This window comes from Allobosea sp. 05T439 (assembly GCF_056396005.1).
Genome location: NZ_JBFTKP010000004.1, coordinates 248,111 through 273,900, shown reverse-complemented (window position 1 = coordinate 273,900; position 25,790 = coordinate 248,111). Strand labels below are relative to the sequence as shown.

The following is a 25,790-nucleotide window of genomic DNA, read 5'->3' as shown; positions in this document are numbered from 1 at the left end:
TTTGAGGCGCGTCCGGCTCCGCGTCAATCGGCTTGGCCGCAGCACGGGGCAGCGCTCATATAGGCAGCGGCGAAGGCGGACGAGTGGGCCCATGCAGAACGAGACCAACGACGCGATCGACGAACTCCACGCGCTGCTCGACCGCGCTGCCGTGATCGTCAGTTTCACCGGTGCCGGGATCTCGACCGAATCCGGCGTGCCGGATTTCCGGTCGCCCGGCTCGCCCTGGATGATCCACAGACCGATCCCGTTCGACGCTTTCGTCGCCAGCCGCGAGGCGCGCGTCGAAGCCTGGCGGCGCAAGTTCGCGATGGATGACCATTTTGCCGGTGCGATGCCCAATCGCGGCCATAAGGCACTTGCTAATCTGGTGGCCCAGGGTCGCTCTCCCGGAGTGATCACGCAGAATATCGACGGGCTGCATCAGGATTCCGGCATCCCCGAGGACAGGATCATCGAACTGCACGGCAACGGCACCTATGCCACCTGCCTGACCTGCGGCTGGCGGCATGAACTGGCCGCGATCCGCCCGGCCTTCGAGGCAAGCGGAGAGCCGCCGCGCTGCATCATCTGCAGCGGCATCGTGAAGTCCGCGACGATCTCGTTCGGCCAGGCCATGCCGGAAGCGGCGATGCGACGGGCGCATGCGCTGACCATGCGGGCGGATCTCTTCCTCGTTGCGGGCTCGTCGCTGGTGGTGTTTCCGGCTGCGACGTTTCCGGCGATCGCCAAGCGCAATGGAGCGAAGCTCGTGATCATCAATCGCGAACCGACGGAGCCCGACGCGATCGCCGATCTCGTGGTGCGGGCCGAGATCGGCCCCGCGCTTGGCCGGCTGGCAGGCTGAGCGCGCCAAAAGCGTTGCCAATCTGCCGCGGTGTCCATCGCGATGATGTGGATGACGCCAAGCCGGCTGTATCGCGCCTTCGAACCGATGGTATCGTATCGGCACGAATCAAACAGTTCGCGCGGAGATGAGCGGGACATGTCCGACGAGTTCGGTGAGAGCGGGCGGCCACCGGTCGGTCCGATTCAATCACTCAACCGCATCATGCGGCTGGACGGAGGCGAAGGCTTCGATCACGACGCAAGCGTCGAGGTCGTGGGCTACGTCAAGTGGTTCGATGTCAGCAAGGGCTACGGTTTCGTGGTTCCTGAGGATGGCGGTGCCGACGTGCTCGTCCATGTCACCATCCTGAAGCGCGATGGCTTCAACGCCATCGCCGAAGGGGCCCGCATCGTTCTGGAAGCGATCGCGAAGGCGCGCGGACGTCAGGCGGTGCGCGTGATGTCGATCGATACCTCGGCCGGGCGCCATCCGGCGGAGATGCCGCTGGCACGCACCAATGTCTCGGTTGCTCCGACGAGCGGGCTCGAGCGCATGGTGGTGAAGTGGTTCAATCGCCTGCGCGGCTTCGGTTTCGTCTCGAAGGGCGAGGGCGCTCCGGACATCTTCGTCCATATGGAAACCTTGCGCCGCTACGGCATCGTGGAGCTCATCCCCGGCCAGACGGTGCTGGTGCGCTACGGACCTGGACCGAAGGGCCTGATGGCGGCCGAGATCAGGCTGGAGCAGGGCGGCGCGATCAGCTCGCACTGAGCGCCGACAATCAGATCGCAGACCAAGGAAGAGGCGCCGTCAGGGCGCCTTTTCCTTTTTGTGGGCGCCGAGCGCCCGGCGTCGGACAGCGGCGGCCATGAACTCGCCTCTCGCGCGCGAGGTGATCTGCGCGTTTCGCCGAGAATCGTCAGCTGCTTCGGGAGAATGGCGTCAGGCACGGCCCGTCATCAGGCCCTGCTGCCCATTGCCGACCCGCTAGAGCGCAAACGACGTCCCACAGCCGCAGGAGCTGGTCGCGTTCGGATTGGTGATCTTGAAGGACTGGCCGACAAGATCATCGACGAAATCGATCGTGCAGCCTTCGAGCAGGTCCAGCGAGGACTCGTCGATCAGGACGGTTGCGCCGTCGCGCTCGATCACGAGGTCGCCCGGCGCCTTTTCGTGGTCGACATCGAAGATGTACTGGAAGCCCGAGCAGCCGCCACCGGCGACGCTGACGCGCAGCATCGAGCCGGGCGGCTCCTTCGCCATCACCGCGACAATGCGATTCGCGGCCTTGCCGGTGACGGCGATGCCACGCGGATTGACCTGAAGATCGGTCGTCATAGGCAGATGCTCCTTGCACCTTTGTTGTCTGCGAAGGTAATTGCGCCGCAGCGCCTGTACAAGCAGGGGGCGTCGATAGGTCCGCCATGCCGCAGCCACAGAGCCCTTCATCCGACCGCGAGCCCGGCGACCGCTGGCGCGCGGCCTATGCCTGTCGTTCGAGCCAGAGCCGCGGCCGCCTGATCGCGGAGCCGGCGTCACCGACGCGCAGCCATTTCCAKCGCGATCGCGACCGGATCATTCATTCCACAGCCTTCCGCCGTTTGAAGCACAAGACGCAAGTCTTTGTTTCGCATGAGGGAGATCATTACCGTACCCGCCTGACGCATACGATCGAGGTGGCGCAGATCGCGCGTGCACTCGCCCGGGCGCTCGGCCTCGACGAGGATCTGGCCGAGGCTCTGGCGCTGGCGCATGATCTTGGCCACACACCGTTCGGGCATACCGGTGAGGATGCCCTCGATGCCTGCATGCACAAGTTCGGTGGTTTCGATCACAACGCCCAGACGCTGCGAATCGTGACCCGGCTCGAACATCGCTATGCCGGTTTCGACGGGCTCAACCTCAGCTGGGAGACGCTGGAAGGGCTGGTCAAGCATAACGGCCCGCTGATCGACCCCGACGGCATGCCGACTGCMCGCTATGCGAAGACTGGTATCCCAGCGGCGATCGTCGAGTATCAGGAGCGGCAGGATCTCTGGCTCGACAGCCATGCCTCTGCGGAGGCGCAGGTCGCCGCGCTMGCCGACGACATCGCCTACAACGCTCATGACATCGATGATGGCTTGCGGGCTGGGCTGTTCGGGCATGCGGAGCTTCGCGTCGTGCCGTTCCTGGCGGATCTGCTCGACGAGATCGAGCGGTTGCATCCTGGCCTCGAGACCTCCCGCGCCACGAACGAGCTGGTGCGCCGGGTGATCACGCGCTTCGTCGAGGATGTGATCGGGCGCTCCCAGGAGCTCATTGCCGCGCTGGCGCCAACTGATGCCGATGCGATCCGCCGGGCGGGAGAGCCCGTTGTCGCCTTCTCGGAGATGATCACGACGGCCGATCGCCAGATCAAGGCCTTCCTTTATCCCAACATGTACCGGCACCCACGGGTCGGGGTCATTCGCCAGCAGGCAGCCGACGTGGTGCGCGACCTTTTCACGCGCTTTGCTGCGGCGCCGCAGGCGATGCCGCCCGACTGGGCGGCTGGGATGACGGAGCTCGACGAGCCCCGCAAGGCCCGCCGGATTGCCGACTATATTGCCGGTATGACCGACTGGTACGCGCTCGACGAGCATCGCCGCCTGTTTGACGCGACCCCGTCGCTGCGATAGGCCCGGGCACTTGTTCCTTCCAGTTTTCGTATTCTTGCGGTCGCAATGAACCTGTTCGAGACCTTTTCCGCGCGCATCAACAGCGCCCTGACCCTGCTTGCAGATCGCGGCGCCATCCCGACCGGGCTGTCCTTCGCCCGTGTCGTCGTCGAGCCGACGCGGGACCCGGCCCATGGCGATCTTGCGATCAATGCCGCGATGGTGCTCGCCAAGGAGGCCGGCACCAACCCACGCGCTCTGGCAGCCTTGCTGGTTGATGAGCTCGCGCGTGATCCGGACGTGGCGAAGGCCGAGATCGCGGGGCCGGGCTTCATCAACCTGACGCTGCAGCCGGCCGTCTTCACGGGGATTCTGAAATCCGCGATCGAGGCCGGACTGGATCACGGCCGCGGTGCGCTCCGGCCCGATCCGAAGATCAATGTGGAATATGTCTCGGCCAATCCGACCGGGCCTATGCATGTCGGCCACGGGCGCGGCGCTGTCTTCGGCGATGCCTTGTCGAGCCTGCTCGCCTTTGCCGGCCACGCGGTCAGCCGCGAGTACTATATCAACGATGCCGGCGCGCAGGTCGATGTACTCGCCCGCTCCGCTTTCCTGCGCTACCGCGAGGCGCTGGGCGAGGAGATCGGGGCGATCCCGGAGGGACTCTACCCCGGCGACTATCTCAAGTCGGTCGGCGAGAGCCTGGCCAAGACCTATGGCGAGAGCCTGCGGGGCAAGCACGAGTCCGAATGGCTGGTGGCGGTGCGCGCTGCCGCGATCGACGGCATGATGGCGATGATCCGGGACGATCTCGCTGCACTCGGGGTCGTTCACGACGTCTTCTTCTCGGAGCGCTCGCTTCAGGCGGTCGACGGCAATATCGATGCCGTGCGCGAGACGATCGAGGACCTGCGCTCGCGCGACCTGATCTATGAAGGCAGGCTTCCGCCACCCAAGGGGCAAAAGGACGAGGACTGGGAAGACCGCGAGCAGACCCTGTTCCGGGCCACGCTGTTCGGCGACGATGTCGACCGGCCGCTGCTCAAGTCGGACGGCAGCTACACCTATTTCGCCAATGACATCGCCTATCACCGCTCGAAATTCGTTCGCGGCTTCGCCGAGATGATCGATGTCTGGGGCGCTGATCATGGCGGCTATGTCAAGCGCATGTCGGCCGCGGTGAAGGCGGTGACGCATGGAGAGGGCTCGCTCGACGTCAAGCTCTGCCAGCTCGTGCGGCTGCTGCGCAATGGCGAGCAGGTGCGCATGTCGAAGCGCTCCGGGGATTTCGTGACGCTGCGCGAAGTCATCGACGAAGTCGGCCGCGATGCGGTGCGCTTCATGATGATCTTCCGCAAGAACGACGCGACGCTTGATTTCGATCTCGCCAAGGTCGTCGAGCAGTCGAAGGACAATCCCGTCTTCTACGTCCAATATGCCCATGCACGCTGCGCTTCGATCTTCCGGCAGGCGCGCGAGGCGTTCCCGGGCATCGATCTGTCGCCCGCGGTGCTGGCGCAGGCGGACCTGTCGCGCCTGACCGACGAGGCGGAGATCGGCATCATCAAGATGATCGCTGCCTATCCAAGAATGATCGATGCAGCGGCCAGCGCACATGAGCCGCATCGCGTCGCATTCTTCGTCCATGAGCTGGCGAGCGCGTTCCACTCGCTCTGGAACAAGGGCAAAGACTCGCCGCAATTACGGTTCGTTAATCAAACTGATCGAGAATCCACGGTAGCAAGACTGGCGTTCGTGCACGCGGTGCGCAGCGTCCTTGCCTCCGGTCTGGCTGTCGTCGGGGTTGCGGCGCCGGAAGAAATGCGTTGACGGCCAGGATCGCCGGCGGCGCGCAAAGTCGGTCAGATTGACCTTGCGTAGAGTTCGGCGTTCCATTCGGGCGCCGACAGCGCTGGAATGGATCATACCATGAGTGAGCCAGCTAGGAACCGTTTCGCCCTCGACCTCGATGACCTCGAGCGTCAGCTGCGCGGCGCGGCTCAGCCTCCAAAGGCAGGGGCGTCTGTCGACCCGCTTGTCGAGCTGACCCGAATCGTCGGTCAGGATGACCCCCTGAAGGAACTCTTCTCGCCGCGGGCCGCTGCCGCTCCCGTGCAGCAGCAAGCGGCCGCCGCTGGAGCCTGGCCGGGCGCCCGGCAGCGCCAGGAGCCTTCTTTTGCCCAGGCACCGGCTCAGCAGCCTGTTGCCGCCAACAATGCACAGCCGCCGGCCGATATGCTGGGGGCACTCGACGAGTTCGAGGCGCTGCTTCGCCGCGGGGATATCGCCCGCCCGGCACCTGCCGCCGAACCGGTCCGGCAGGCTGCGGTCTATGTTCCGACGCCGGTCGAACAGCCGGAGCCCTATCGCACTGCACGGTCGGAGCCCGCCCGGCCTGCCGCGCATGATGCGCGTGACCTCGACGAGGAGCGTGGCAACGCGCAATATCAGGATTACGGCCACGACACGCAGGCGGACTATCCCGAGCCGCCGCTGATGGCCGAAGACGATTATCAGGATCTGCCGCCGCGGCGCTCGCGCAAGGGCCTTTGGGCTGCCGCTGCCGCGATTGCCGTCGCAGTGATCGGCGTCGGCGGCTACATGGGCCTGCGCGGTCCGTCCGTGACAAGCGACGGCCAGCCGCCGGTCATCGCGGCCGATGGCGGCCCGAGCAAGGTTGCGCCGACCAATCCCGGCGGCGCCGAGATTCCGAATCAGAACAAGCAGATTTACGAGCGTGCTGGGGACAGCCCGTCGAACCCGACCAAGGTCGTCAGCCGGGAGGAGCAGCCGGTCGATATCCAGCAGGCGGCACGCACGATGCCGGGCCGGATGGTCATGCCGGGGCTCGGCTCGACGCCGCAGGCAGGCGCCAACGGCAATCCGTTGGCCCAGGCTCCGGCGGCTCCCGAGCGCGGCTCCGTCTCGCCGGCCGAAGCTGGTCTGATCGCAACGTCCAGCGTACCAGGCCTCGGCGAGCCGCGCCGGGTGCGTACCGTCTCGATCCGTCCCGATGGCACGCCGGCGCCTCCGCCCGGCGCGAACGCGGCCTATAGCAACGGCGCGTCAGGGCTCGCGACCGGCGCAGCGCCGACCAGGCTCGGCGGGAACCTGCCGCTCAATCCATCCTCGACCGCGAGCACCAATCCGCCGCGGCAGCGTACGGCTGCGACGCCGGCCGTGGCGCCTGAAGCTCCGAAGGCTCAGGAGCGCGTCGCGACCCCTGCGCCGGCGACCACTCCGGCCGCGCCGGTGCGTGTTGCAAGTGCTGCTCCGACACCGGCTCCCGCTGCGACGCCTGCTCCGGCGACCGCCGCGATCCGTAGCGGCACCGGCGACTTTGCCGTGCAGCTCGCTGCCCCCGGCAGCGAAGCGGAAGCACGCGCCGCATTCGCGGCCCTGCAGCGCAAATATCCCGGCCAGCTCGGCGGCCAGTCGCCGATCGTCAAGAAGACGGATCTCGCTGGCGGAAAGACCGTCTATCGCCTGCGCATCGGGCCGTATTCCCGCGAGGATGCGGCAACGATGTGCACGCAGCTTCAGGCTGCCGGCGGCCAGTGCTTCATCGCCAAGAACTGATTGCCAACTTCGAGATGATCAGACCGCCGGTGGCTTCTGCCACCGGCGGTTTTCCTTTGCCGTGTGTCGCGGACAGGGGGCGGTGTTATGTCGTGCTGTGTTGGCAGGGGCTGGGCGTCCGGGATCGCGGTCAAAGACGCACGCGTCGAATCCGGGTAGGGCATGCCCTGAAACGATGACACCGAACTCAGGAGGACATCCATGGATCGCCGTACTTTCGTCAAGGCCTCAGGCGCCGGAGTCGCAGCCGGTGGCGTGACCATCGCTGCGCCGGCCATCGCGCAGGCCCAGCCGAAGGTCAGCTGGCGCCTGACCTCGAGCTACCCGAAGAGCCTCGACACGCTGTTCGGCATCAGCACGCAGATCGCCAAGCGCGTCGCGGAAGCGACGGACAACCAGTTCCAGATCCAGGTCTTCGCGCCGGGTGAGATCGTGCCGGCATTGCAGGCGCTCGATGCMGTCCAGAACGGCACCGTCGAGTGCAGCAGCACGCTGTCGAGTTTCTACATTGGCAAGAACCCGGCCTTCGCCTTCGAGACCTCGCTGCCTTTCGGCTTGAACACCCGCCAGCACAATGCCTGGCTCTATCAGGGCGGTGGGCTCGAGCTCTGCCGCGCCTTCATGAAGACCTACAACCTCCACACCATCCCCTCGGGGAATACCGGCGCGCAGATGGGTGGCTGGTTCCGCAAGGAGATCAAGACGGTCGAGGATCTGAAGGGCCTGAAGTTCCGGATTGCCGGCCTCGGTGGCACGATCCTGGCGAAGCTGGGCGTCGTGCCGCAGCAGATCGGCGGTGGCGATATCTATCCTGCGCTGGAGCGCGGCACGATCGACGCAGCCGAATTCTCAGGTCCGCTCGACGACGAGAAGCTCGGTTTCCAGCGCGTCGCCAAGTACTATTACTATCCCGGCTTCTGGGAGGGCTGCGCCAATGTCAGCTTCATCGTGAACCTGGAGAAGTGGAACGCGCTGCCCGCTTCGTACAAGGCGATCGTGGAAGCGGCCTGCGCCGAGGCCAACGCGCTTTGCGTCGCGAAATATGACCACGGCAATCCCGACGCCCTGCTGCGCCTCGTCGCCAGCGGCGCTGAGCTCAGGCCGTTTCCGCAGGACGTGATGGTCGCCGCCTTCAAGGAAGCGCAGGCGCTCTATGGCGAGCTTGCGGCCAGCAATCCGGCCTTCAAGACCTTCTATGATTCGTGGTTGCCTTACTGGCGCAAGGAACAGCTCTGGTTCCGTGTCGCAGAACTGCCCTTCGACGCGTTCAACGCCGGCATGGCGCAGCAGATGCGCTGAGCCTCGATGTGCTGAGCCTCCTGGGCTCTGCCAAATAGGTCGAGAGCGAAGCCCGGGGCCAGTTGGTCCCGGGCTTCTTCCGTTAAGGCGCCAGAGCGGGAATCATGCGAGAAGACGGCTTCCGCTGCTTTGCAATCCGCCTCGGGCCTGCTTCATGAAATCCCGCGCCTTCATTGCCGGTTGCCTCGGCACCAGCCTCACCCCTGACGAACGCGCCTTCTTCCGCGATGCCAGGCCCTGGGGCTTTATCGTCTTCAAACGCAACACCCAGACCCCGGAACAGACCGCGGCGCTGACCGCGGAAATGCGGGAGGCCGTGGGCTGGCATGCGCCGATCCTGATCGACCAGGAGGGTGGCAGGGTGCAGCGGATGGGGCCGCCACACTGGCCGGCCTATCCGCCGGCGCAAGCCTTCCTTGGGATCAACGACCCCGTGCAACAGCGCGAGATCGTGCGGCTCTCGGCACGGCTGATGGCGCATGATCTCAAGGCCGTCGGCATCGATGTCGATTGCCTGCCGGTACTCGACGTGCCGGTCTCCGGCAGCCATGACGTGATCGGCAACCGCGCCTATGCCCATGACCCCGACATGGTCGCGCGCCTCGGCCGCGCGGCGGCGGAGGGACTCCTGGCGGGCGGGGTGATCCCCGTGGTCAAGCATATGCCCGGCCACGGCCGGGCGCGGGCCGATAGCCATCATGACCTGCCGGTCGTCGACGCCTCGCTCGAGGCGCTGCGCGGGCATGATTTCCGGCCGTTCCGACATCTCGCCGACATGCCGATGGCAATGACGGCACATGTCGTGTTCACGGCACTCGATCAAAGGCATCCGGCCACGGTTTCGCGTCGGGTCGTCAAGGAGATCATGCGCGGCGAACTCGGCTTCGACGGCCTGATCATGACCGACGACATCTCGATGAAGGCGCTCTCAGGCAGCTTCGCGGAGAAGTCGCGGGCGGCGATCCGCGCCGGGGTCGACGTCGTGTTGCATTGCCACGGCATCATGGAGGAGATGATCGCCGTTGCCGGCGCTGTGCCGGACATGACGGGGGCACKGGCCCGCCGCGCCGCGATGGCGCTCGCCCGGATCCGGCATGAGCCCGAGCCGCTCGATGTGGAGGCTGCGCGCGCCCGGCTGACCAGCGCCCTTGCGTTGGGCGGCCGATAGTCGGAACCTGCGTTCTCAGGGGTGACAGCTTGGGGATGCGGCGGGAATGGACGCCGAACTGCCGTTCGAGGACGAGGCCAGGCCGGCACGCACTGACGGCGAGCCGGCGCTGCTCGTCGATGTCGACGGCTATGAAGGCCCGCTCGACCTGCTGCTCGACCTGGCCCGGCGGCAAAAAGTCGATCTGCACCGCATCTCGATCCTGGCGCTTGCCGAGCAGTATCTAGCCTTCGTCGAGCAGGCGAGGGCGCTCAGGCTTGAGCTTGCCGCTGACTATCTCGTGATGGCGGCCTGGCTCGCCTATCTGAAGTCGCGGTTGCTTTTGCCCGAACCACCGAAGGGCGAGGGGCCGAGTGCCGCGGATCTGGCGACGGCGCTGGCTTTGCGGTTGCGCCGGCTGGAGGCGATCCGCGCGGCGGCGCGGCGGCTGGCGTCCCGGGAAAGGCTGGGACAGGACGTCTTCGCCCGTGGTGCGCCGGAGCCGATCGTTGCCGGCGCCCGCCCGGTCTGGGAGGCCGAACTCTACGATCTGCTCTCGGCCTATGGCCAGCAGCGCCAGAAGCGGGCGCAAAGCCATATCTCCGTCGGGCATCGCATGGTCTGGTCCCTGGTCGAGGCGCGGGAGGTCCTGCAGCGACTGGTCGGCGAGGCGGCGGACTGGACGGCGATCGACCCCTACCTGACCCGCTACATGGCGAGCCACGGGCTGCCGCAAAGCGAAATGCGCGCGACCGTTCGTGCCTCCGCGCTGTCTGCCATGCTGGAGATGGTGCGCGAGGGAATTCTCGATCTGCGCCAGGATGGTGCCTTCACGCCGCTCTATATCCGGCGGCGCTCGGCGCGGCCGCCGACCCTGCCGCTATGATGGCTCGGTGACGATGTCTGCGGCGCCTGAGCGGATCGACGATGACGTGGGGAGCGAGGCGCAGCTCTTCGCCCAGTCGCTGCGCATCGTCGAGGCGCTGCTCTTCGCATCGGCTGCACCGCTCTCGGAAGAGGAACTCCGCCATTCCGTGCCGTCCGGCGTCGCCGTACGGCAGCTCCTTGCCCGACTCACAGACATCTACGCGACGCGTGGCGTCAATTTGCGGCAGGTCGCCGGAAAATGGGCGTTTCGGACCGCACCGGACCTCGGCTACCTGCTGGCGGCCGAGGCGGAGCCGCCGCGCAAGTTGTCGCGGGCGGCGCTCGAGGTGTTGGCGATCATTGCCTATCATCAACCGGTGACACGGGCCGAGATCGAGGAGATCCGGGGCGTTGCCACCGCCAAAGGTACGCTCGACATCCTGCTCGAAGCCGGGTGGGTCAGGCTGCGCGGGCGGCGTCGGACGCCGGGCCGGCCTGTGACCTACGGCACGACGCCGGGCTTCCTTGATCATTTCGGGCTCGACCGCATCGACGACCTCCCTGGCCTGGACGAACTGAAGGGCTCGGGCTTCATCGAGGGGCGGCTCTCGAAGGACCTGACCGTGCCGATCCCCGATGATGGTCTCGACCTGCAGGAGGATGAGGATCCGCTTGGGGACCTCTTTACCCCGCTTGACGACGGCGACGGGCCGCCCCACACCCCGGACGAGTGAAATCGGGGGACAGTCCCTGATTGTCGTCCCGGGCGACCGCAGGGATCCATGGGTCCATGGCCGCGCGCTTGCGACCGAGGTTCGGCATGGACGCCGGTTCTCAGCCGCGCTTCGCCGGGCTGACGCGTGGTTTCGATGGAGCATTCTTTGGCGCGTAGCGAGGGCGTGGCGCGGTGGCTGAGTTGGGGCAGGCGCGGGACAGCGGGCGCGGCCATTCCAATGTCGCTCGCCTTCGAAGGCGTCACCCAGCGCTTCGGTGATGTGACGGCGCTCGAGGACGTGACGCTCGCGATCGCGCCGGGTGAAATCGTGGCTCTGCTCGGGCAATCGGGCTGCGGCAAGACGACGCTGCTCCGCCTCGCGGCGGGCGTCGAACGGCCCAGCTCGGGCAAAGTGCTGCTCGAAGGTCAGGACGTTTCGGCTCCCGACGCCTTCGTCGAGCCGGAGAAGCGCGGCGTTGGTCTGGTCTTCCAGGATTACGCGCTGTTCCCGCATCTCAACGTGCTCGAGAATGTCCGCTTCGGCCTGCGCGGCTATGACGATGCCTCGGCGAAGGCGACGGCGCTGCGTGCCATTGCCCGTGTCGGCCTGGCGGATCTGGCCGAGGCTTATCCACATATGCTTTCAGGCGGCGAGCAGCAGCGCGTGGCGCTGGCGCGAGCGGTGGCGCCGCGCCCCGGCGTGCTCCTGATGGACGAGCCCTTCTCCAATCTCGACCGGCGCTTGCGCGATGTGGTGCGGGACGAAACCGCCGCATTGCTGCAGGAAACCGGGGCGACCTCGATCATCGTCACGCACGATCCCGAGGATGCGATGCGGATCGCCGATCGGATCGTGCTGATGCGATCGGGGCGGATCGTCCAGATCGGGACTGGCGAGGAGCTCTACCGGAGGCCCGTCAGCCTCTTTGCGGCCCGATTTTTCTGCGATTTTACCGAGATCAGCGGCATAGCCGAGCGTGGCGCGGTGGAGACGCCGGTCGGGAGATTTGCGGCACCGGGCCTTGCCGATGGGCAGGAGGCCGTGGTCTGCGTCAGGCCGCATGCGATCAGGCTGGTGCCAAAGGGGTTCTGCCTGCCGGCGCGCGTGGTGATGCGGCGCTTTCTGGGTGAGGTCGACCATTTGCTGCTGGCCGTCGGCGGGCTTGAAAAGCCGCTGGTCGGACGGGTCTCGCTGCCGGGCTCGATCCGGGAAGGCGAGGACATCGGTATCGATATTCAGTCGGACGAAGTTCTTGTGTTCGCCTCGGGKGACACATAGGTTCCGGCACAAGCACTTGGCGCGGGTGGGGAGCCTGCGCCGCACTGGAATTCGGAGGAGTTTGCCATGGGTGGCGTCAGTATCTGGCACTGGATCGTCGTCGGCGTCATCGTGATGCTGTTGTTCGGGCGCGGCAAGGTTTCCGAACTGATGGGCGACGTCGCCAAGGGTATCAAGTCGTTCAAGAAGGGCATGGCCGAAGACGAGCCGACCACGCCGCCGCCTGCTGCGACCACGGCTGACCCGAAGATCATCGATCACGCGCAGCCTGCCAATTCCGCCACGGCGAAGGCCGAACACAAGGCCTGACGCCGCGCCGCCAGCGAGCGGCGAGGGGTTGAGAGGACGAGCCGTCGATGTTCGACATCGCCTGGAGCGAATTGATGCTGATCGGGGCGGTTGCGCTCGTCGTGATCGGCCCCAAGGATCTGCCGAAAGCCATGCGGACCGCCGGGCAGGCGATCGGCAAGATTCGCCGTATGGCCGGCGAGTTTCAGACCCAGTTCAACGACGCGATGCGCGAAGCTGAACTGGACGATCTGAAGAAGCAGGTCGAGGATGTCGGTGGTTCGGTGCAGAGCGCGCTCAATACCGATTTCAAACCGATCGATCCGATCAAGGACGATTTCAGCACACCCGCCTCCGGTGTCCGCGACGACGCGGCGCTGAAGGAAGCGGAGGCTACGCTCGCGGCCTTGCCGGGGCCCGAGCCCTTGCCCGAAATCGTCATAGAGCCCGCGCCGATCGCGGAACCGGAGCCTGAACCCGAGGTCAAGCCGAAGGCGCCGCGCAAGCGCGCTTCGACGAAAAAGGCCAAGGTCAGTGAGCCGGATGAAGGGAGCCCGGCATGAGCGTCGCCAACCCGAGGGAAGGCGAGGACGACATCGAGGCCTCGCGCGCACCGCTGATCGAGCACCTGATCGAGCTGAGGGCGCGGCTGATCAAGTCGCTGATCGCCTTCCTGATCATGTTCTTCATCTGCTTCGCGTTCTCGACGCAGATCTACAACGTGCTGGTGCAGCCCTATGTCTGGGCTGCCGGGCCGAACGGCAACGCGCAGCTGATCTATACCGGCCCGCTCGAGCTGCTCTTCACCCATATCAAGGTGGCGGCATTCGGCGCCGGTTTCTTCGCTTTTCCGGTGATCGCCACGCAGGTCTACAAATTCGTGGCGCCGGGCCTCTACAAGAACGAGAAACAGGCCTTCGCGCCCTATCTGGCCGCGACGCCGATCTTCTTCTGCCTCGGCGCCGCGCTGGTCTTCTTCTTCGCCATGCCCGTGCTGATGAAGTTCTCGATCGGCATGCAGCAGGCGGCGACGGACGGGCAGGCCGGTATCGCGCTCTTGCCGAAGGTCAGTGAGTATCTCTCGCTGATCATGACGCTGATCTTCGCTTTCGGCATCTCGTTCCAGCTGCCGGTGATCCTGACCCTGCTCGGGCAAGCCGGAATTATCGATTCGGCCTTCCTCAAGGACAAGCGGCGCTACGCCATCGTCTTCGTCTTCGTGGTCGCCGCCGTGCTGACGCCGCCGGATGTGATCTCCCAGCTCATGCTTGCCGTGCCGATGCTGCTCCTCTACGAGCTTTCGGTGTTCTCGGTGCGCTATGTCGAGAAGAAGCGGCAGGCTGCGAAAGCGGCCGAGGAAGCAGGCGACGCCTGATCCGATCGCGGCTCGCGCGCATCGATTGGGATGCGCGATAGGTTGAGCAGCGATGTACGACATCAAATGGATTCGCGAGAACGCCGAGGCGTTCGATACCGGGCTGAAACGGCGGGGCCTTGCGCCGCTCTCGTCCTCGCTGCTTGTGCTCGACGATTCCCGTCGTTCGGCCATCGCCAAGGCGCAGGCCACGCAGGAACGCCGCAATGCGCTCTCCAAGGAGATCGGCAAGGCGATGGGCGCGAAGGACGTCGCGCTTGCCGACAAGCTGAAGGCTGAGGTTGCGGCGCTGAAGAACGCTCAGCCGGCGCTCGAAGCGGAGGAGAAGGCGGCCGTCGAAGCGCTGAGCGAACAGCTCGCGGCGATCCCCAACATACCGAATGCCGATGTCCCCGAGGGCGCCGACGAGCACGGTAACGTCGTGCTGCATGTCCATGGCACCAAGCCGGAGGAGGGGAAGCGTCTCATTGGCGTCAACCAGCCGAAAGAGCATTTCGAGCTCGGCGAAGCGCTCGGCCAGATGGATTTCGAGACGGCGGCCAAGCTCTCGGGCTCGCGCTTCGTCGTGTTGAACGCGCGGCTGGCGCGGCTCAACCGCGCGATCGGCCAGTTCATGCTCGATACCCATACCGAGGAGCACGGCTATACCGAGGTCAACCCGCCGCTGATGGTGCGGGATGAGGCGATGTTCGGAACCGCGCAGCTACCCAAATTCCGCGACGATCAGTTCCGGGCGGGCGAGGATCACTGGCTGATCCCCACTGCCGAAGTTCCGCTTACCAATATCGTGCGCGAATCGATCCTCTCCGAGGAGGAGTTGCCGCGTCGCTATTCCGCGTTGACCCCCTGCTTCAGGGCCGAAGCCGGCTCGGCCGGGCGCGATACGCGCGGCATGCTGCGCCAGCACCAGTTCGAGAAGGTCGAGCTCGTCTCGATTACGCTGCCGGAAAAGTCGCGCGAGGAGCACGAGCGCATGCTCGCCGCGGCGGAGGCGATCCTGAAGAAGCTCGACCTGCATTATCGGGTGATGACGCTCTGCACCGGCGATATGGGCTTTGCCAGCCAGAAGACCTGGGACATCGAGGTCTGGCTGCCGGGGCAGAAGACCTATCGCGAGATCTCGTCCTGTTCGGTCTGCGGCGATTTCCAGGCCCGGCGCATGAACGCGCGCTACAAGACCCGGGACGGCAAGGGCCCGTTCTTCGTGCACACCCTCAACGGCTCGGGCACGGCGGTCGGCCGCGCGCTGATCGCGGTGATGGAAAACTACCAGAACGCCGACGGCTCGATCACGGTACCCGACGCACTGGTTCCCTACATGCGCGGGGTAACCCGCATCGAGAAGGCGGCCTGACTCCATGCGTATCCTAGTCACCAATGATGACGGCATCCATGCCGAAGGCCTTGCGGTGCTGGAGCGCATCGCGGCGCAGCTGTCGGACGATGTCTGGGTCGTGGCGCCCGAGACGGATCAGTCGGGCGTCGCGCATTCGCTCTCGCTCAGCAATCCGCTGCGCCAGCGCAAGATCTCGGACAAGCGTTACGCCGTTGCCGGCACGCCGACCGATTGCGTGATCATGGCGGCGCGCTCGATCATGCTCGATGCGCGACCCGACCTCGTTCTGTCCGGTGTCAACCGCGGTCAGAACGTCGCCGAGGACGTGACCTATTCCGGCACCATCGCAGCGGCGATGGAGGGTACGCTGCTCGGCATCCCGTCGATCGCGGTCAGCCAGGCCTACGGGCCGGACGGGCGGCACCAGATCCACTGGGACTGCGCCGAGCACCATGCTCCAGGCATCATCCGCCGGCTGCTGGAGGAGGGGATTCCCGAGGGCGTGCTGTTCAACCTCAACTTCCCGAATGTCGCGCCGAGCGAGGTTGCGGGCGTGGCGGTGACGGTCCAGGGCCGGCGCGACCAGGAGTTGGTGCGGCTCGAGCCCCGCCATGACGGACGCGGCAATCCCTATTTCTGGATCGCCTTCCAGCGCAGCCGGAAGGAACCCGCCAACGGCACCGATCTGAGGGCGCTGTCCGAGCAGAAGATCTCGATCACCCCGCTCGAACTCGACCTCACGCATGAGCCGACGCTGACCCGATTCGCACAGGTTTTTGCCTGATTCCGAACCGGGGGTAATTGGGGGCGGCGATGAGCGAGGCCGAGGAGGCGCCTGGCAGCGAGGGTGAGCGAACCGTCGCATTCCTGCTATCGCTGAGGGCACGGGGCGTGCGCGATCTCGCCGTGCTCCGGGCGATGGAAAAGGTCTCGCGCGAGCGATTCGCGCCGACCCGCTTTGCCGACCTCGCCCGCCAGGACGTTTCCGTGCCGCTCGCCTGCGGGCAGACGATGACCGCCCCGCATACGGTGGCGAATCTCGTCAGTGCCCTGGAGATGGAGCCCTCCGCCCGTGTGCTCGAGGTCGGCACCGGCTCCGGCTATGTCTCGGCTCTGCTTGCCGCCATGGGCGGAGAGGTGGTCTCGCTGGAGCGCTACCGCACGCTTGCGCTTGCTGCCCATGAGCGCATCGGCGGCAGCGGCTACGCAAAAATGGTCGATCTCCGGCACGCTGACGGTTTCCAGCCGGACCGAACGCTCGGCCGATTCGACCGAATCCTGGTCAATGGCGTCACCCATTCCGTTCCCGAGGCCCTGCTGGCGCGGCTTTCGGTCGGCGGGCGGCTGGTCGGGGCGCTCAGGGTTGAAGGCGTATCACGTCGGGTGGTGGTCACGCGGACGGATGACAGTGCCTATGATCATGCGCTCGGCCCGGTCCTGCGCCTGCCGCCGCTGATCCCGGGCTTGGCCCGGGCACTCTGAACCGCGGCTGAAGAAAGCCGGCCCCGGCTCAAAAATGTGAAGAGGCAAAGCACGCGCGAAACGTTTTCGTAACCTGAACGGGGCTTTAATCCCCTTCATCGAGTTGCGTTGTTCGCGAGTATCTTGTCCATGCGTAGCCAAGTCGGATTCAAGTCCAGCGTTGCCCTTCGCCTGTCGACGGTCTGCGCGCTCGCCTTGAGTGTCAGCGCGTGTTCGTCGGACACGATGCGCTTCACTGAGGCACCCTTCAGCAATCCCTTCAGGACCGCGCAGGCGCCTGCCATGCGTGATCCGGCAACGACCGGCTCGATCGGGCGCAGCGCCAGCGCGCCGATGTCTTCGCCGGCTCCGTCTGTCGGGGCGGTCCGCGCCCAGCCCCTGCCGCCGCCGCAATCGGCCGTTGCGCTGCGTAGCGCAGCTCCGGCGCCTGTCGTCGGTAGCGCCAATGGCTGGTCGGCCCAGGGTGGCACGCCGATCGTCGTCGCCCAGGGCGAAACGCTCGATGTCCTCTCCTCGCGCTACGGCGTGCCGCGTTCAGCGCTGATGTCGGCGAACGGGCTTTCGAGCGCGAACGTTGCTCCCGGCTCGCGGCTGACGATCCCGGTCTACAATGCCGGTGGTGGTGCTGCGCCGCAGCAGATGGCCCAGGTGGCGTCGCCGCAGAGCGATGCGCGCACCGAAGCGCCGCGTTTCGTGCCTGGCCCCGCTCCAGTGGCGGCGCCGCGTGCGCCTGTGGTGCCGGCACGCGTCGCTGCGGTGCCGGTCGACGCCAAGGCGAAGGCCCAGGCCGCTGCCGAAGCCAAGGCGCAAGCTGCGGCCGACGCCAAGGCAAAGGCTGTGGCCGATGCACAGGCCATGCGTGACGCCCGCGCCAAATTCGCCGCCGAGGCCAAGGTGAAGGCCGAAGCCAAGGCCAAGACGAAGCCGGTGGTCGAGGCGAAGGCGCCGACGCCTGCTCCTGTCGCGACGCCGACTCCGACGAAGACCAAGCCGGTCGTGGTTGCCAGCGCTCCGGCCGAAGAGAAGGTCAGCGCCGTGCCGAAGTCGGCTCCGGAGCCGACGCCCGATCCCAAGACCACCGCAAGCCTGCCGAAGGAGGAGGATGCCTCCGCCAAGGCCGATTTCCGCTGGCCGGCCCGCGGCCGTGTCATTGCCGGCTATGGCGGCAAGGGGTCAAATGAGGGCATCAACATCGCCGTGCCTGAGGGAACGCCGATCAAGGCGGCTGAAGGCGGCGTCGTCGCCTATGCCGGCAGCGAACTCAAGGGCTACGGCAATCTCGTGCTCATCCGCCATCCGAACGGCTACGTCTCGGCCTACGCCCATAACGGCGAGCTGAACGTGAAGCGCGGCGAGACGGTGAAGCGCGGCCAGGTCGTCGCCAAATCGGGCCAGAGCGGCAACGTCTCTTCGCCGCAGCTGCATTTCGAGCTGCGCAAGGGATCGTCGCCGGTCGATCCGGTTCCCTACCTGAACAACTGATCCAGAATTGGTCTGACGCCGCCTCAGGGTTTGAGCTCTCACTTCCGTCCGGAGACACGCAGAAGCATTCACCTTCGATCAGTTCCCGCGAGACCCCGCTGATCGAAACAAGGCGGGACGGTCCCAGGAAAGGCCGTCCCGCCGTTTTCATTCTGTGGCTCGGCCTACGCCCCCATGGCGCCGAACATCCGGCCCGAGCCTGGCGACGCTGCCAGATTGAATCCGGAACGCCGTCTATCCACCGGAGAACACCGGCTTATTTCCATCAGGCCGCGGGCATGCCGCCCGCGGCGATGGTCTTGCGCGGCTCAGCCGTCGAGCCGTTGGCCGAGCCGGCCCGCCAGGTCCTGGATGTACTGCCAGGCGGTGCGCCCCGAACGCGATCCGCGTGTGGTCGCCCATTCCAGCGCTTCGCGACGAAGCTCATCGGGTGCGATCGTCAGGCTGAAATGGCTGACATAGCCGTTGATCATCTCCAGGTACTCGTCCTGGCTGCACTTGTGGAAGCCGAGCCAGAGGCCGAAGCGGTCCGAGAGCGAGACCTTCTCCTCGACGGCCTCGCCGGGGTTGATCGCCGTCGAGCGCTCGTTCTCCATCATGTCGCGCGGCAGCAGGTGGCGACGGTTCGAGGTGGCGTAGAATACGACATTGTCCGGGCGGCCCTCGACGCCACCGTCCAGCGCCGCTTTGAGCGACTTGTAGGAGGTGTCCTGGCCATCGAAGGAGAGGTCGTCGCAGAAGACGATGGCGCGGTGCTTGTCCTGCCGCAGCATGGCCATCAGAGCCGGCAGGCTCTCGATGTCCTCGCGGTGGATCTCGATCAGTTTCAGGGGCAGAGCCTTGCCGGCGAGGCGCTTGTTGGTGTCGGCATGGACGGACTTGACCAGCGACGACTTGCCCATGCCGCGCGCCCCCCAGAGCAATACGTTGTTGGCCGGCAGTCCATGGGCGAAGCGCTCGGTGTTCTCCGCCAGCGTGTCACGGACCCGGTCGACGCCACGCAGCAGCGAGAGTTCGACCCGGTTGACCCTGGCGACGGGAGCCAGGTCCGCCGCCGCTGGATGCCAGACGAAGGCGTCGGCGGCAGTGAGGTCCGCTGCCCTTCGCGCCGGCGGCGCGAGGCGCTCCAGCGCCGAGGCGATGCGGAGGAGAGTTTCGAGGTTCAGATCGGGAGAGCCGGTGGTCATCGGGACAAAGCCTATCGCGCGAGCGGTGTTCAAGCTGAGACGTCGAGCCAGGCGACCCAGGGGAGGCGCGGCTCAATGTTCGGGGTTTCCTGTCAGAGAGCCATGACAGCCATTCTTCGGAACGAACTCTATGGAATATGCCAAGCTGAATCGGACAAGGCCATTGCGCGCATGCCGGCAAGCTCATAGGTGAAGCGACGCGGTCGGTTCGTCGCCGCGCCAACAATTGATTTAACGGCGTCTCTGGCTATAGTCCGCGCGATTTTTGACCTGAAGAAGCCGCAACCGCATCGACGGCAGGCGCGCCCGCGCCGCCGCTGTGAAGGAGCCTTTTTGTGATTACCCCTGCATTTGCCCAAGGTATCGGCGGCGGAACGCCCGAAATGCTGATGAGCTTCGTTCCGTTCGTGCTGATCTTCGTGATCATGTGGTTCCTGATCATCCGCCCGCAGCAGAAGCGGGTGAAGACGCATCAGGAGATGATCAAGAACGTGCGGCGTGGTGACACGGTCGTGACCTCGGGCGGTATCGTGGCCAAGGTCTCGAAGGTGATCGACGACGGCGAGATCGAGGCCGAGATTGCCGATGGCGTTCGCGTCCGGCTGGTCAAGGGCATGATCCAGGACGTCCGCTCCAAGAGCGAGCCGGTCAAGAGCTGAATGGCGTCCCGGCCCTGACAGGGTCGGCGCGCGACAACAAGGCTGTTCACGCAGATGCTTCGTTTCCAGGCCCGCAAGGTCATCGCGGTTCTCCTCGTCCTGCTCTTCGGTTGCGGGCTGGCTTTGCCGAACCTGTTTTCGCCCGAGACCCGAAAGGCGATCGAGCAGGGCGCCCCGTCCTGGATTCCGCGGTTCCTGCTGCCGATCCATGCCGTGACGCTTGGCCTCGATCTGCAGGGCGGCTCGCATGTTCTGCTTGAAATCGACAGGGCGGACCTGATCAAGACGCAGGTGACGCAGCTTCGCGACGATATGCGGCGCATCCTGCGCGAGGAGCGCATCGCCTTTCAGGGCGGTATCGGCCTGACCGCGCGTGGCGTGCAGGTGCGTGTGCCGGAGGCAAGCGACCGTGCCAAGCTGATGCCGAAGCTTCGCGAGCTGGCGCAACCGGTCGGTACGCTCGGCGCCTTCGGTCCTTCGGGCACCCAGTCGATCGAGGTCTCCGAGCAGCCTGACGGCCTCGTTCAGCTCCAGCTGACAGAGGCAGGGGCCAATGAGCGCGTGCGTCGTGCCGTCGAGCAGGCCATGGAAGTGTTGCGCCGACGCGTCGACGCGCTCGGCACCACCGAACCAAATATCCAGCGCCAGGGACTTGATCGCATTCTTGTCCAGGTGCCGGGCCTGCAGGACCCGCAACGGCTGAAGCACATCCTTGGCGACACCGCCAAACTGCAGTTCCGCATGGTCGCCGACCAGAACAGCGGTGATGTCGACATGCTGCCCTCGCAGGACGCCGGCGGTCAGCTTGTGCCGGTGAGCCGTCAGGTCATCGTGGAGGGCGAAGACCTGATCGACGCGCAGCCTGCCTTCGACCAGCGCACCAGCCAGCCAATCGTCAATTTCCGCTTCAATATCCGTGGCGCCCAGCGCTTTGGCCAGGCGACGACCGAGAATCTCGGGCGGGCGCTGGCAATCGTGCTCGACAACAAGGTGATCTCGGCCCCGGTCATCCAGTCGCCGATTACCGGCGGCTCTGGCCAGATCTCTGGCAATTTCACGGTTGAGTCCGTGAACAACCTGGCGATCCTGCTGCGCGCCGGCGCCCTTCCGGCCAAGATGACGATCGTCGAGGAGCGCACCGTCGGCCCCGGCCTTGGTCAGGACTCGATCCAGGCGGGCAAGATGGCGACGCTGATCGCGACCGCGCTCGTGATCCTCTACATGGTCCTGACCTATGGGGTCTTCGGGGTCATCGCGAGCGTGGCGCTGCTCGTCCATGTCTGCCTGATCTTCGGACTGATGTCGTTGCTCGGGGCAACCATGACCTTGCCGGGCATCGCCGGCATCGTGCTCACCATTGGCACGGCGGTCGATTCCAACGTGCTGATCTATGAGCGCATGCGCGAGGAATCGCATATGGGCCGCTCATTGGTCTCGGCGCTCGAAGCTGGGTTCCAACGAGCCTTTGCGACGATCATCGACTCGAACGTCACCATGCTGATCGCAGCGGTTGCGCTGTTCTCACTGGGTTCGGGACCGGTGCGCGGTTTCGCCGTGGTCTTCATCCTGGGCATTCTGACGACCGTGATCACGGCCGTGACGCTGACCAGGATGCTGATCGCGCTGTGGTATCGCTGGGCTCGGCCCAAGGCCCTTCCGTTCTGACGCTGCCGACCCGACAGGAGATACGCGCATGCGTCTGCTTCGCATCGTTCCCGACAATACCCGTTTCAAGATCGTCCGCTTCCGGCGCTTCAGCTATCCGTTCTCGGCGGCCTATTCGATTCTCGTCCTGGTGCTCTTCCTCACGGTGGGGCTGAATTTCGGCATCGACTTCCGCGGCGGTACGCTGATCGAGATGCAGTCCAAGGCCGGCAAGGCCGAGATCGCCTCGGTCCGCCATACGGCCAATGGTTTCGGCTTCGGCGAAGTCGAGGTCCAGGAATTCGGCAGCGCCGGCGACATCTCGATGCGCTTTGCGCTGCAGCCCGGCGGCGAAACGGCCCAGCAGGCCGTGGTCGCGAAGGCACGCGAGGCTTTCGCGGGTACGCATGATTTCCGTCGGGTCGAGACCGTCGGTCCGCGCGTGTCGGGCGAGCTGGTCCAGGCCGGAACGCTCGGCGTCGTGCTCGCCATTGTCGGCGTGCTGATCTATCTCTGGTTCCGCTTCGAGATGCAGCTCGCGATCGGCGCGATCGTCGGCACCCTGCACGATATCGTGCTGACCGTCGGCTTCTTCCTGATCACGCAGCTCGAATTCAACCTGACCTCGATCGCGGCGATTCTGACGATCGTCGGGTACTCGCTGAACGAGACCGTGGTGGTGTTCGACCGCACGCGCGAATTGCTGCGCCGCTACAAGACCATGCCGGTCCAGGAACTGCTCGACCTCTCGGTCAACTCGACGCTGTCGCGCACCGCAATGACCGCCACGACGACCGTTCTCTCGCTCATCGCGCTGGTGCTCTTCGGCGGCACGGCGATTGAAGGCTTTGCGCTCGTCATGCTCTTCGGCGTGGTGGTCTGCACCTATTCGGCGATGTTCATCTCGACACCCGTGCTGCTCTATCTCGATGTGCGCGCCGGGCGCCTTGATGCGGATGTCGAAGAGAAGGTTCCGGCCGGAGCCAAGCCGAAGGCGAGCTGAGCGGGCGGAGCGCCCTGATCATGCCACGCTTTGAAGGTTTCGTTCCCGGGCGGCATCAGATCGATGCCTTCGGAGCGGGCGGGTTCCGGTTTGCCGATATGAGCCATCGCGGCTCGATCCTGGCCTTGCCGGCTGGAGTCCATATCTGGCCGGTCTCGTCTTTCGCGGAGGTGACGATCGAGAGCCTCCAGCCCGTTCTMGATGCTGCAGATGCGATCGACTTCCTGCTGATCGGCACCGGACACGACATCGCCTTCGTGCCCGCAGCCTTGCGCGAGCGCTTTCGCGAGGTCGGCATCACCATCGAGGGTATGGCGACGGGGGCTGCGGCGCGGACCTACAATGTTCTCGTCGGCGAAGACCGGCGTGTAGCGGCGGCGCTGATCGCGGTTGAGTAGCAGGGCGCGCGGCGATCATGCTCGTGGGGCGTAGCCAGCCCGGCCTTGCCTGGCCTAGACTGACACTTGATCCAAGGCCGCGCCTGTGAGGCGACTGCCTGGGCGGGAYGATCCGCATGACGACCAGAACTGACGATCGCCGCGAGACGCTGCCCGAGGCCCTGCCGGAGGCTTATGCTCATTGTGCCGCGCTGGTGCGCGAGGCCGATCACGATCGCTATATCGCCAGTCTGTACGCGCCTGAGGCCGTGCGGCCCGGTCTTTTCGCGCTCTATGCCTTCAGCCACGAGATCGCGAGGGTTCGCGCCGCGGTGAGCGAGCCGCTGCCCGGCGAGGTCAGGCTGCAATGGTGGCGCGACCTGCTGGAGGGCGACGCCAAGGGCGAGGTGCATTCGCATCCTGTTGCCGCCGCGTTGCTCGACACCATTCTGCATTACCGCCTGCCGATCGCGCCGCTGACCGGGCTGATCGAGGCGCGCATCTTCGATCTCTATGACGATCCGATGCCCTCTCTCGGCGATCTCGAGGGGTATGCCGGCGAAACGGCAAGCGCGCTCTTCCGGCTTGCGTCGATCATCCTGGCCGAGGGGCGTGATCCGGGTGGCGCGGCGGCTTGCGGCCATGCCGGCGTCGCCTATGCGCTGACCGGATTGTTGCGCGCTTTCCCCTGGCATGCGGCGGCTGGCCAGGTCTACGTGCCGGCGGAGATTCTCGCCCGAAACGGCGTAATCCGCGACGACATCGTGCGAGGGCGCGGCGGGCCCGGCGTGCTCTACAGTCTGAAGGAACTCCGGGCGATCGCGCGCAAGCACCTCGCCAAGCTGCGGGAGCTGCGTGAGACGATTCCGCCTACGCTCGTACCGGCCTTCCTGCCGGTCGCACTGGTCGAGTCCTATCTGAGGAAGATGGAGCGCACCGGCTACGACCCGTTCCGGAGCATCATCACGCTGCCGGCCTGGCAGCGRCAATGGATTCTCTGGCGCGCGGCCAGGAAGGCCATGCGGGGTTAGTTCGCGCGCGTTTGCATCGGCGTTCCCGAAAATCGCAATCCACGTTTCGGGCCGAAGCAATAATTCGCAGGACGCCGCGCCGGCCGAGAAAAAACCCTCTCCCGGAAGGAGAGGGTTGGAATGGATTACCCCACGCCGAAGGCTCTCTACTCTGCCGCCTCAGCCGCAGCGGCGCCCGCCCACACATCGAGATGCTCCTTCGCGCGGGCCGTCAGCGCCTGCTTGCGGGCCACGCTCTTGGCAGGGCCCTTCAGGCGCTTGCCGTCCGGCCCCGTCTTGGGTGCGTCCTCGATATGCGGGAACAGGCCGAAATTGATGTTCATCGGCTGGAAGGAGCGCGGCCCCTCGTCGATGGTGACGATGTGCCCGCCGGTGATGTGGTTGACCAATGCGCCAAGCGCCGTCGTCGCAGGGGGCAGTTCGAGCGGGCGTCCGAGCCGCTCGGCCGCGGCCATGCGTCCGGTCAGCAGGCCAATGGCGGCGCTCTCGACATAGCCTTCGCAGCCGGTGATCTGTCCGGCGAAGCGAAGGCGCGTATCGGCCTTGAGCTGCAGGGACGGAGAGAGCAGCTTCGGCGAGTTGAGATACGTGTTGCGGTGGATGCCGCCCAGGCGAGCAAATTCGGCATTCTGGAGCCCGGGGATCATCCGGAAGATCGCAGCCTGCTCGCCGTATTTCAGCTTGGTCTGGAAGCCTGTCATGTTGAACAGCGTGCCGAGCGCATTGTCCTGGCGCAGCTGCACGACCGCATAGGCCTTCACTGTCGGGTTGTGCTTGTTGGTCAGGCCGACCGGTTTCATGGGCCCCCAGCGCAACGTCTCGCGCCCGCGCTCGGCCATGACCTCGATCGGCAGGCAGCCATCGAAATAGGGCGTGCCCTCCCATTCCTTGAACTCGGTCTTCTCGGCCGCCAGCAGCGCGTCGATGAAGGCCTCGTACTGGTCGCGGTCGAGCGGGCAGTTGATGTAGTCGGCGCCGGTGCCGCCGGGGCCGGCCTTGTCGTAGCGCGACTGGAACCAGGCCTGGTCCATGTCGATCGAGTCGAAATGGACGATCGGGGCGATGGCGTCGAAGAAGGCGAGTTCGGTCTCGCCGGTCAGGGACTTGATCCCGTCAGCGAGCGCCGGCGAGGTGAGGGGGCCGGTCGCGATGATGACATTGTCCCAGTCTGCCGGTGGCAGACCGGCGATCTCGCCACGTTCGATGGTGACGAGCGGGTGGGCTTCCAATGCGGCGGTGATCGCCTGCGAGAAGCCGTCGCGGTCGACCGCGAGGGCTCCGCCGGCCGGGACCTGATGGGCATCGCCCTTGGCCATGATCAGTGAGCTGAGCCGGCGCATCTCCCAATGCAGTTGGCCGACGGCGTTGGACGAGGAATCGTCCGAGCGGAAGGAGTTGGAGCAGACGAGCTCCGCCAACCCCTCGGTCTTGTGCGCGTCGGTGCCGCGAACAGGGCGCATCTCGTGCAGGACGACCGGGACTCCGGCTTCCGCGATCTGCCAGGTGGCTTCAGAACCGGCGAGGCCGCCGCCGATGACATGGACTGGTTTCGTGCTCATGCCTGCGATG

Annotated in this window: 25 protein-coding genes; 22 read left to right on the top strand and 3 right to left on the bottom strand. The window is 65.8% G+C overall.

The window, feature by feature from the left end; all coding sequences use genetic code 11:
• Positions 1-91: 91 nt before the first annotated feature.
• Positions 92-847 carry an SIR2 family NAD-dependent protein deacylase gene (locus AC1DIO_RS06820; protein ID WP_441505985.1) on the top strand — a complete coding sequence of 252 codons (756 nt, stop codon included), beginning with the start codon at positions 92-94 and terminating at the stop codon, positions 845-847.
• Between the two features lie 138 nt (positions 848-985).
• Positions 986-1,600, top strand: coding sequence for a cold-shock protein (locus AC1DIO_RS06815; RefSeq protein ID WP_441489695.1), 615 nt, complete (start codon positions 986-988; stop codon positions 1,598-1,600).
• A gap of 216 nt (positions 1,601-1,816) precedes the next feature.
• Here AC1DIO_RS06815 and AC1DIO_RS06810 read toward each other — a convergent pair whose 3' ends face one another.
• On the bottom strand, positions 1,817-2,167 hold the full coding sequence (locus AC1DIO_RS06810; protein WP_441505984.1) for a HesB/IscA family protein: 351 nt from the start codon (positions 2,165-2,167) through the stop codon (positions 1,817-1,819).
• Between the two features lie 86 nt (positions 2,168-2,253).
• On the opposite strand from AC1DIO_RS06810, the gene AC1DIO_RS06805 reads away from it, so the two are divergent.
• The 15 genes from AC1DIO_RS06805 (at position 2,254) to AC1DIO_RS06735 (ending at position 18,320) form a co-directional block, all read left to right on the top strand.
• The gene (locus AC1DIO_RS06805) at positions 2,254-3,489 is read left to right on the top strand and encodes a deoxyguanosinetriphosphate triphosphohydrolase (protein WP_476853271.1); all 1,236 of its coding nucleotides are present in this window, start codon (positions 2,254-2,256) and stop codon (positions 3,487-3,489) included.
• Positions 3,490-3,534: 45 nt separating this feature from the next.
• Positions 3,535-5,301 carry an arginine--tRNA ligase gene (gene argS, locus AC1DIO_RS06800; RefSeq protein ID WP_441489698.1) on the top strand — a complete coding sequence of 589 codons (1,767 nt, stop codon included), beginning with the start codon at positions 3,535-3,537 and terminating at the stop codon, positions 5,299-5,301.
• A 99-nt stretch (positions 5,302-5,400) separates the two neighbouring features.
• The gene (locus AC1DIO_RS06795; protein ID WP_441505982.1) at positions 5,401-7,050 is read left to right on the top strand and encodes an SPOR domain-containing protein; all 1,650 of its coding nucleotides are present in this window, start codon (positions 5,401-5,403) and stop codon (positions 7,048-7,050) included.
• A 201-nt stretch (positions 7,051-7,251) separates the two neighbouring features.
• A complete protein-coding gene (locus tag AC1DIO_RS06790) occupies positions 7,252-8,349 on the top strand; it encodes a TRAP transporter substrate-binding protein (RefSeq protein WP_441505981.1) in 1,098 nt (365 codons plus the stop codon).
• A gap of 154 nt (positions 8,350-8,503) precedes the next feature.
• On the top strand, positions 8,504-9,517 hold the full coding sequence (gene nagZ, locus AC1DIO_RS06785) for a beta-N-acetylhexosaminidase (protein ID WP_476853270.1): 1,014 nt from the start codon (positions 8,504-8,506) through the stop codon (positions 9,515-9,517).
• A gap of 46 nt (positions 9,518-9,563) precedes the next feature.
• Positions 9,564-10,382, top strand: a complete 819-nt coding sequence (locus AC1DIO_RS06780; protein WP_441505979.1) for a segregation and condensation protein A — start codon at positions 9,564-9,566, stop codon at positions 10,380-10,382.
• Between the two features lie 13 nt (positions 10,383-10,395).
• Positions 10,396-11,097 (top strand): SMC-Scp complex subunit ScpB, encoded by a 702-nt coding sequence (gene scpB, locus AC1DIO_RS06775; protein WP_441506015.1) that lies wholly within the window; start codon positions 10,396-10,398, stop codon positions 11,095-11,097.
• 219 nt (positions 11,098-11,316) lie between these two features.
• Entirely contained in the window at positions 11,317-12,357 is a 1,041-nt protein-coding gene (locus tag AC1DIO_RS06770) for an ABC transporter ATP-binding protein (protein ID WP_441479260.1), read from the top strand.
• Between the two features lie 66 nt (positions 12,358-12,423).
• Positions 12,424-12,666 carry a twin-arginine translocase TatA/TatE family subunit gene (locus AC1DIO_RS06765; RefSeq protein WP_043232977.1) on the top strand — a complete coding sequence of 81 codons (243 nt, stop codon included), beginning with the start codon at positions 12,424-12,426 and terminating at the stop codon, positions 12,664-12,666.
• Positions 12,667-12,713: 47 nt separating this feature from the next.
• Positions 12,714-13,208, top strand: coding sequence for a Sec-independent protein translocase protein TatB (tatB, locus tag AC1DIO_RS06760; RefSeq protein WP_441505977.1), 495 nt, complete (start codon positions 12,714-12,716; stop codon positions 13,206-13,208).
• A complete protein-coding gene (gene tatC / locus AC1DIO_RS06755) occupies positions 13,205-14,020 on the top strand; it encodes a twin-arginine translocase subunit TatC (RefSeq protein WP_441505976.1) in 816 nt (271 codons plus the stop codon). Before tatB ends, tatC begins: the two co-directional genes overlap by 4 nt.
• 52 nt (positions 14,021-14,072) lie before the next feature.
• Entirely contained in the window at positions 14,073-15,374 is a 1,302-nt protein-coding gene (gene serS / locus AC1DIO_RS06750; protein ID WP_441505975.1) for a serine--tRNA ligase, read from the top strand.
• Between the two features lie 4 nt (positions 15,375-15,378).
• The gene (surE, locus tag AC1DIO_RS06745; RefSeq protein ID WP_069880263.1) at positions 15,379-16,140 is read left to right on the top strand and encodes a 5'/3'-nucleotidase SurE; all 762 of its coding nucleotides are present in this window, start codon (positions 15,379-15,381) and stop codon (positions 16,138-16,140) included.
• Between the two features lie 29 nt (positions 16,141-16,169).
• Complete coding sequence (locus AC1DIO_RS06740) at positions 16,170-16,838, top strand: protein-L-isoaspartate O-methyltransferase family protein (RefSeq protein ID WP_441489705.1); 669 nt, start codon at positions 16,170-16,172, stop codon at positions 16,836-16,838.
• Between the two features lie 282 nt (positions 16,839-17,120).
• Positions 17,121-18,320, top strand: coding sequence for a peptidoglycan DD-metalloendopeptidase family protein (locus AC1DIO_RS06735; protein WP_441489706.1), 1,200 nt, complete (start codon positions 17,121-17,123; stop codon positions 18,318-18,320).
• A 308-nt stretch (positions 18,321-18,628) separates the two neighbouring features.
• Here the strand turns inward: AC1DIO_RS06735 and AC1DIO_RS06730 are convergent, their stop codons facing one another.
• Entirely contained in the window at positions 18,629-19,507 is an 879-nt protein-coding gene (locus AC1DIO_RS06730; RefSeq protein ID WP_441489707.1) for an ATP-binding protein, read from the bottom strand.
• A gap of 383 nt (positions 19,508-19,890) precedes the next feature.
• On the opposite strand from AC1DIO_RS06730, the gene yajC reads away from it, so the two are divergent.
• The 5 genes from yajC (at position 19,891) to AC1DIO_RS06705 (ending at position 24,221) form a co-directional block, all read left to right on the top strand.
• Positions 19,891-20,166 (top strand): preprotein translocase subunit YajC, encoded by a 276-nt coding sequence (yajC, locus tag AC1DIO_RS06725; RefSeq protein WP_441490031.1) that lies wholly within the window; start codon positions 19,891-19,893, stop codon positions 20,164-20,166.
• A 54-nt stretch (positions 20,167-20,220) separates the two neighbouring features.
• Positions 20,221-21,831, top strand: a complete 1,611-nt coding sequence (secD, locus tag AC1DIO_RS06720) for a protein translocase subunit SecD (protein ID WP_441505973.1) — start codon at positions 20,221-20,223, stop codon at positions 21,829-21,831.
• 28 nt (positions 21,832-21,859) lie between these two features.
• On the top strand, positions 21,860-22,813 hold the full coding sequence (secF, locus tag AC1DIO_RS06715; protein WP_441489709.1) for a protein translocase subunit SecF: 954 nt from the start codon (positions 21,860-21,862) through the stop codon (positions 22,811-22,813).
• A gap of 20 nt (positions 22,814-22,833) precedes the next feature.
• Positions 22,834-23,211 (top strand): Mth938-like domain-containing protein, encoded by a 378-nt coding sequence (locus AC1DIO_RS06710; RefSeq protein WP_441505972.1) that lies wholly within the window; start codon positions 22,834-22,836, stop codon positions 23,209-23,211.
• Positions 23,212-23,327: 116 nt separating this feature from the next.
• On the top strand, positions 23,328-24,221 hold the full coding sequence (locus AC1DIO_RS06705; protein ID WP_441505971.1) for a phytoene/squalene synthase family protein: 894 nt from the start codon (positions 23,328-23,330) through the stop codon (positions 24,219-24,221).
• Positions 24,222-24,367: 146 nt separating this feature from the next.
• Here the strand turns inward: AC1DIO_RS06705 and trmFO are convergent, their stop codons facing one another.
• On the bottom strand, positions 24,368-25,780 hold the full coding sequence (gene trmFO / locus AC1DIO_RS06700; RefSeq protein WP_476776244.1) for a methylenetetrahydrofolate--tRNA-(uracil(54)-C(5))-methyltransferase (FADH(2)-oxidizing) TrmFO: 1,413 nt from the start codon (positions 25,778-25,780) through the stop codon (positions 24,368-24,370).
• Between the last annotated feature and the right edge of the window lie 10 nt (positions 25,781-25,790).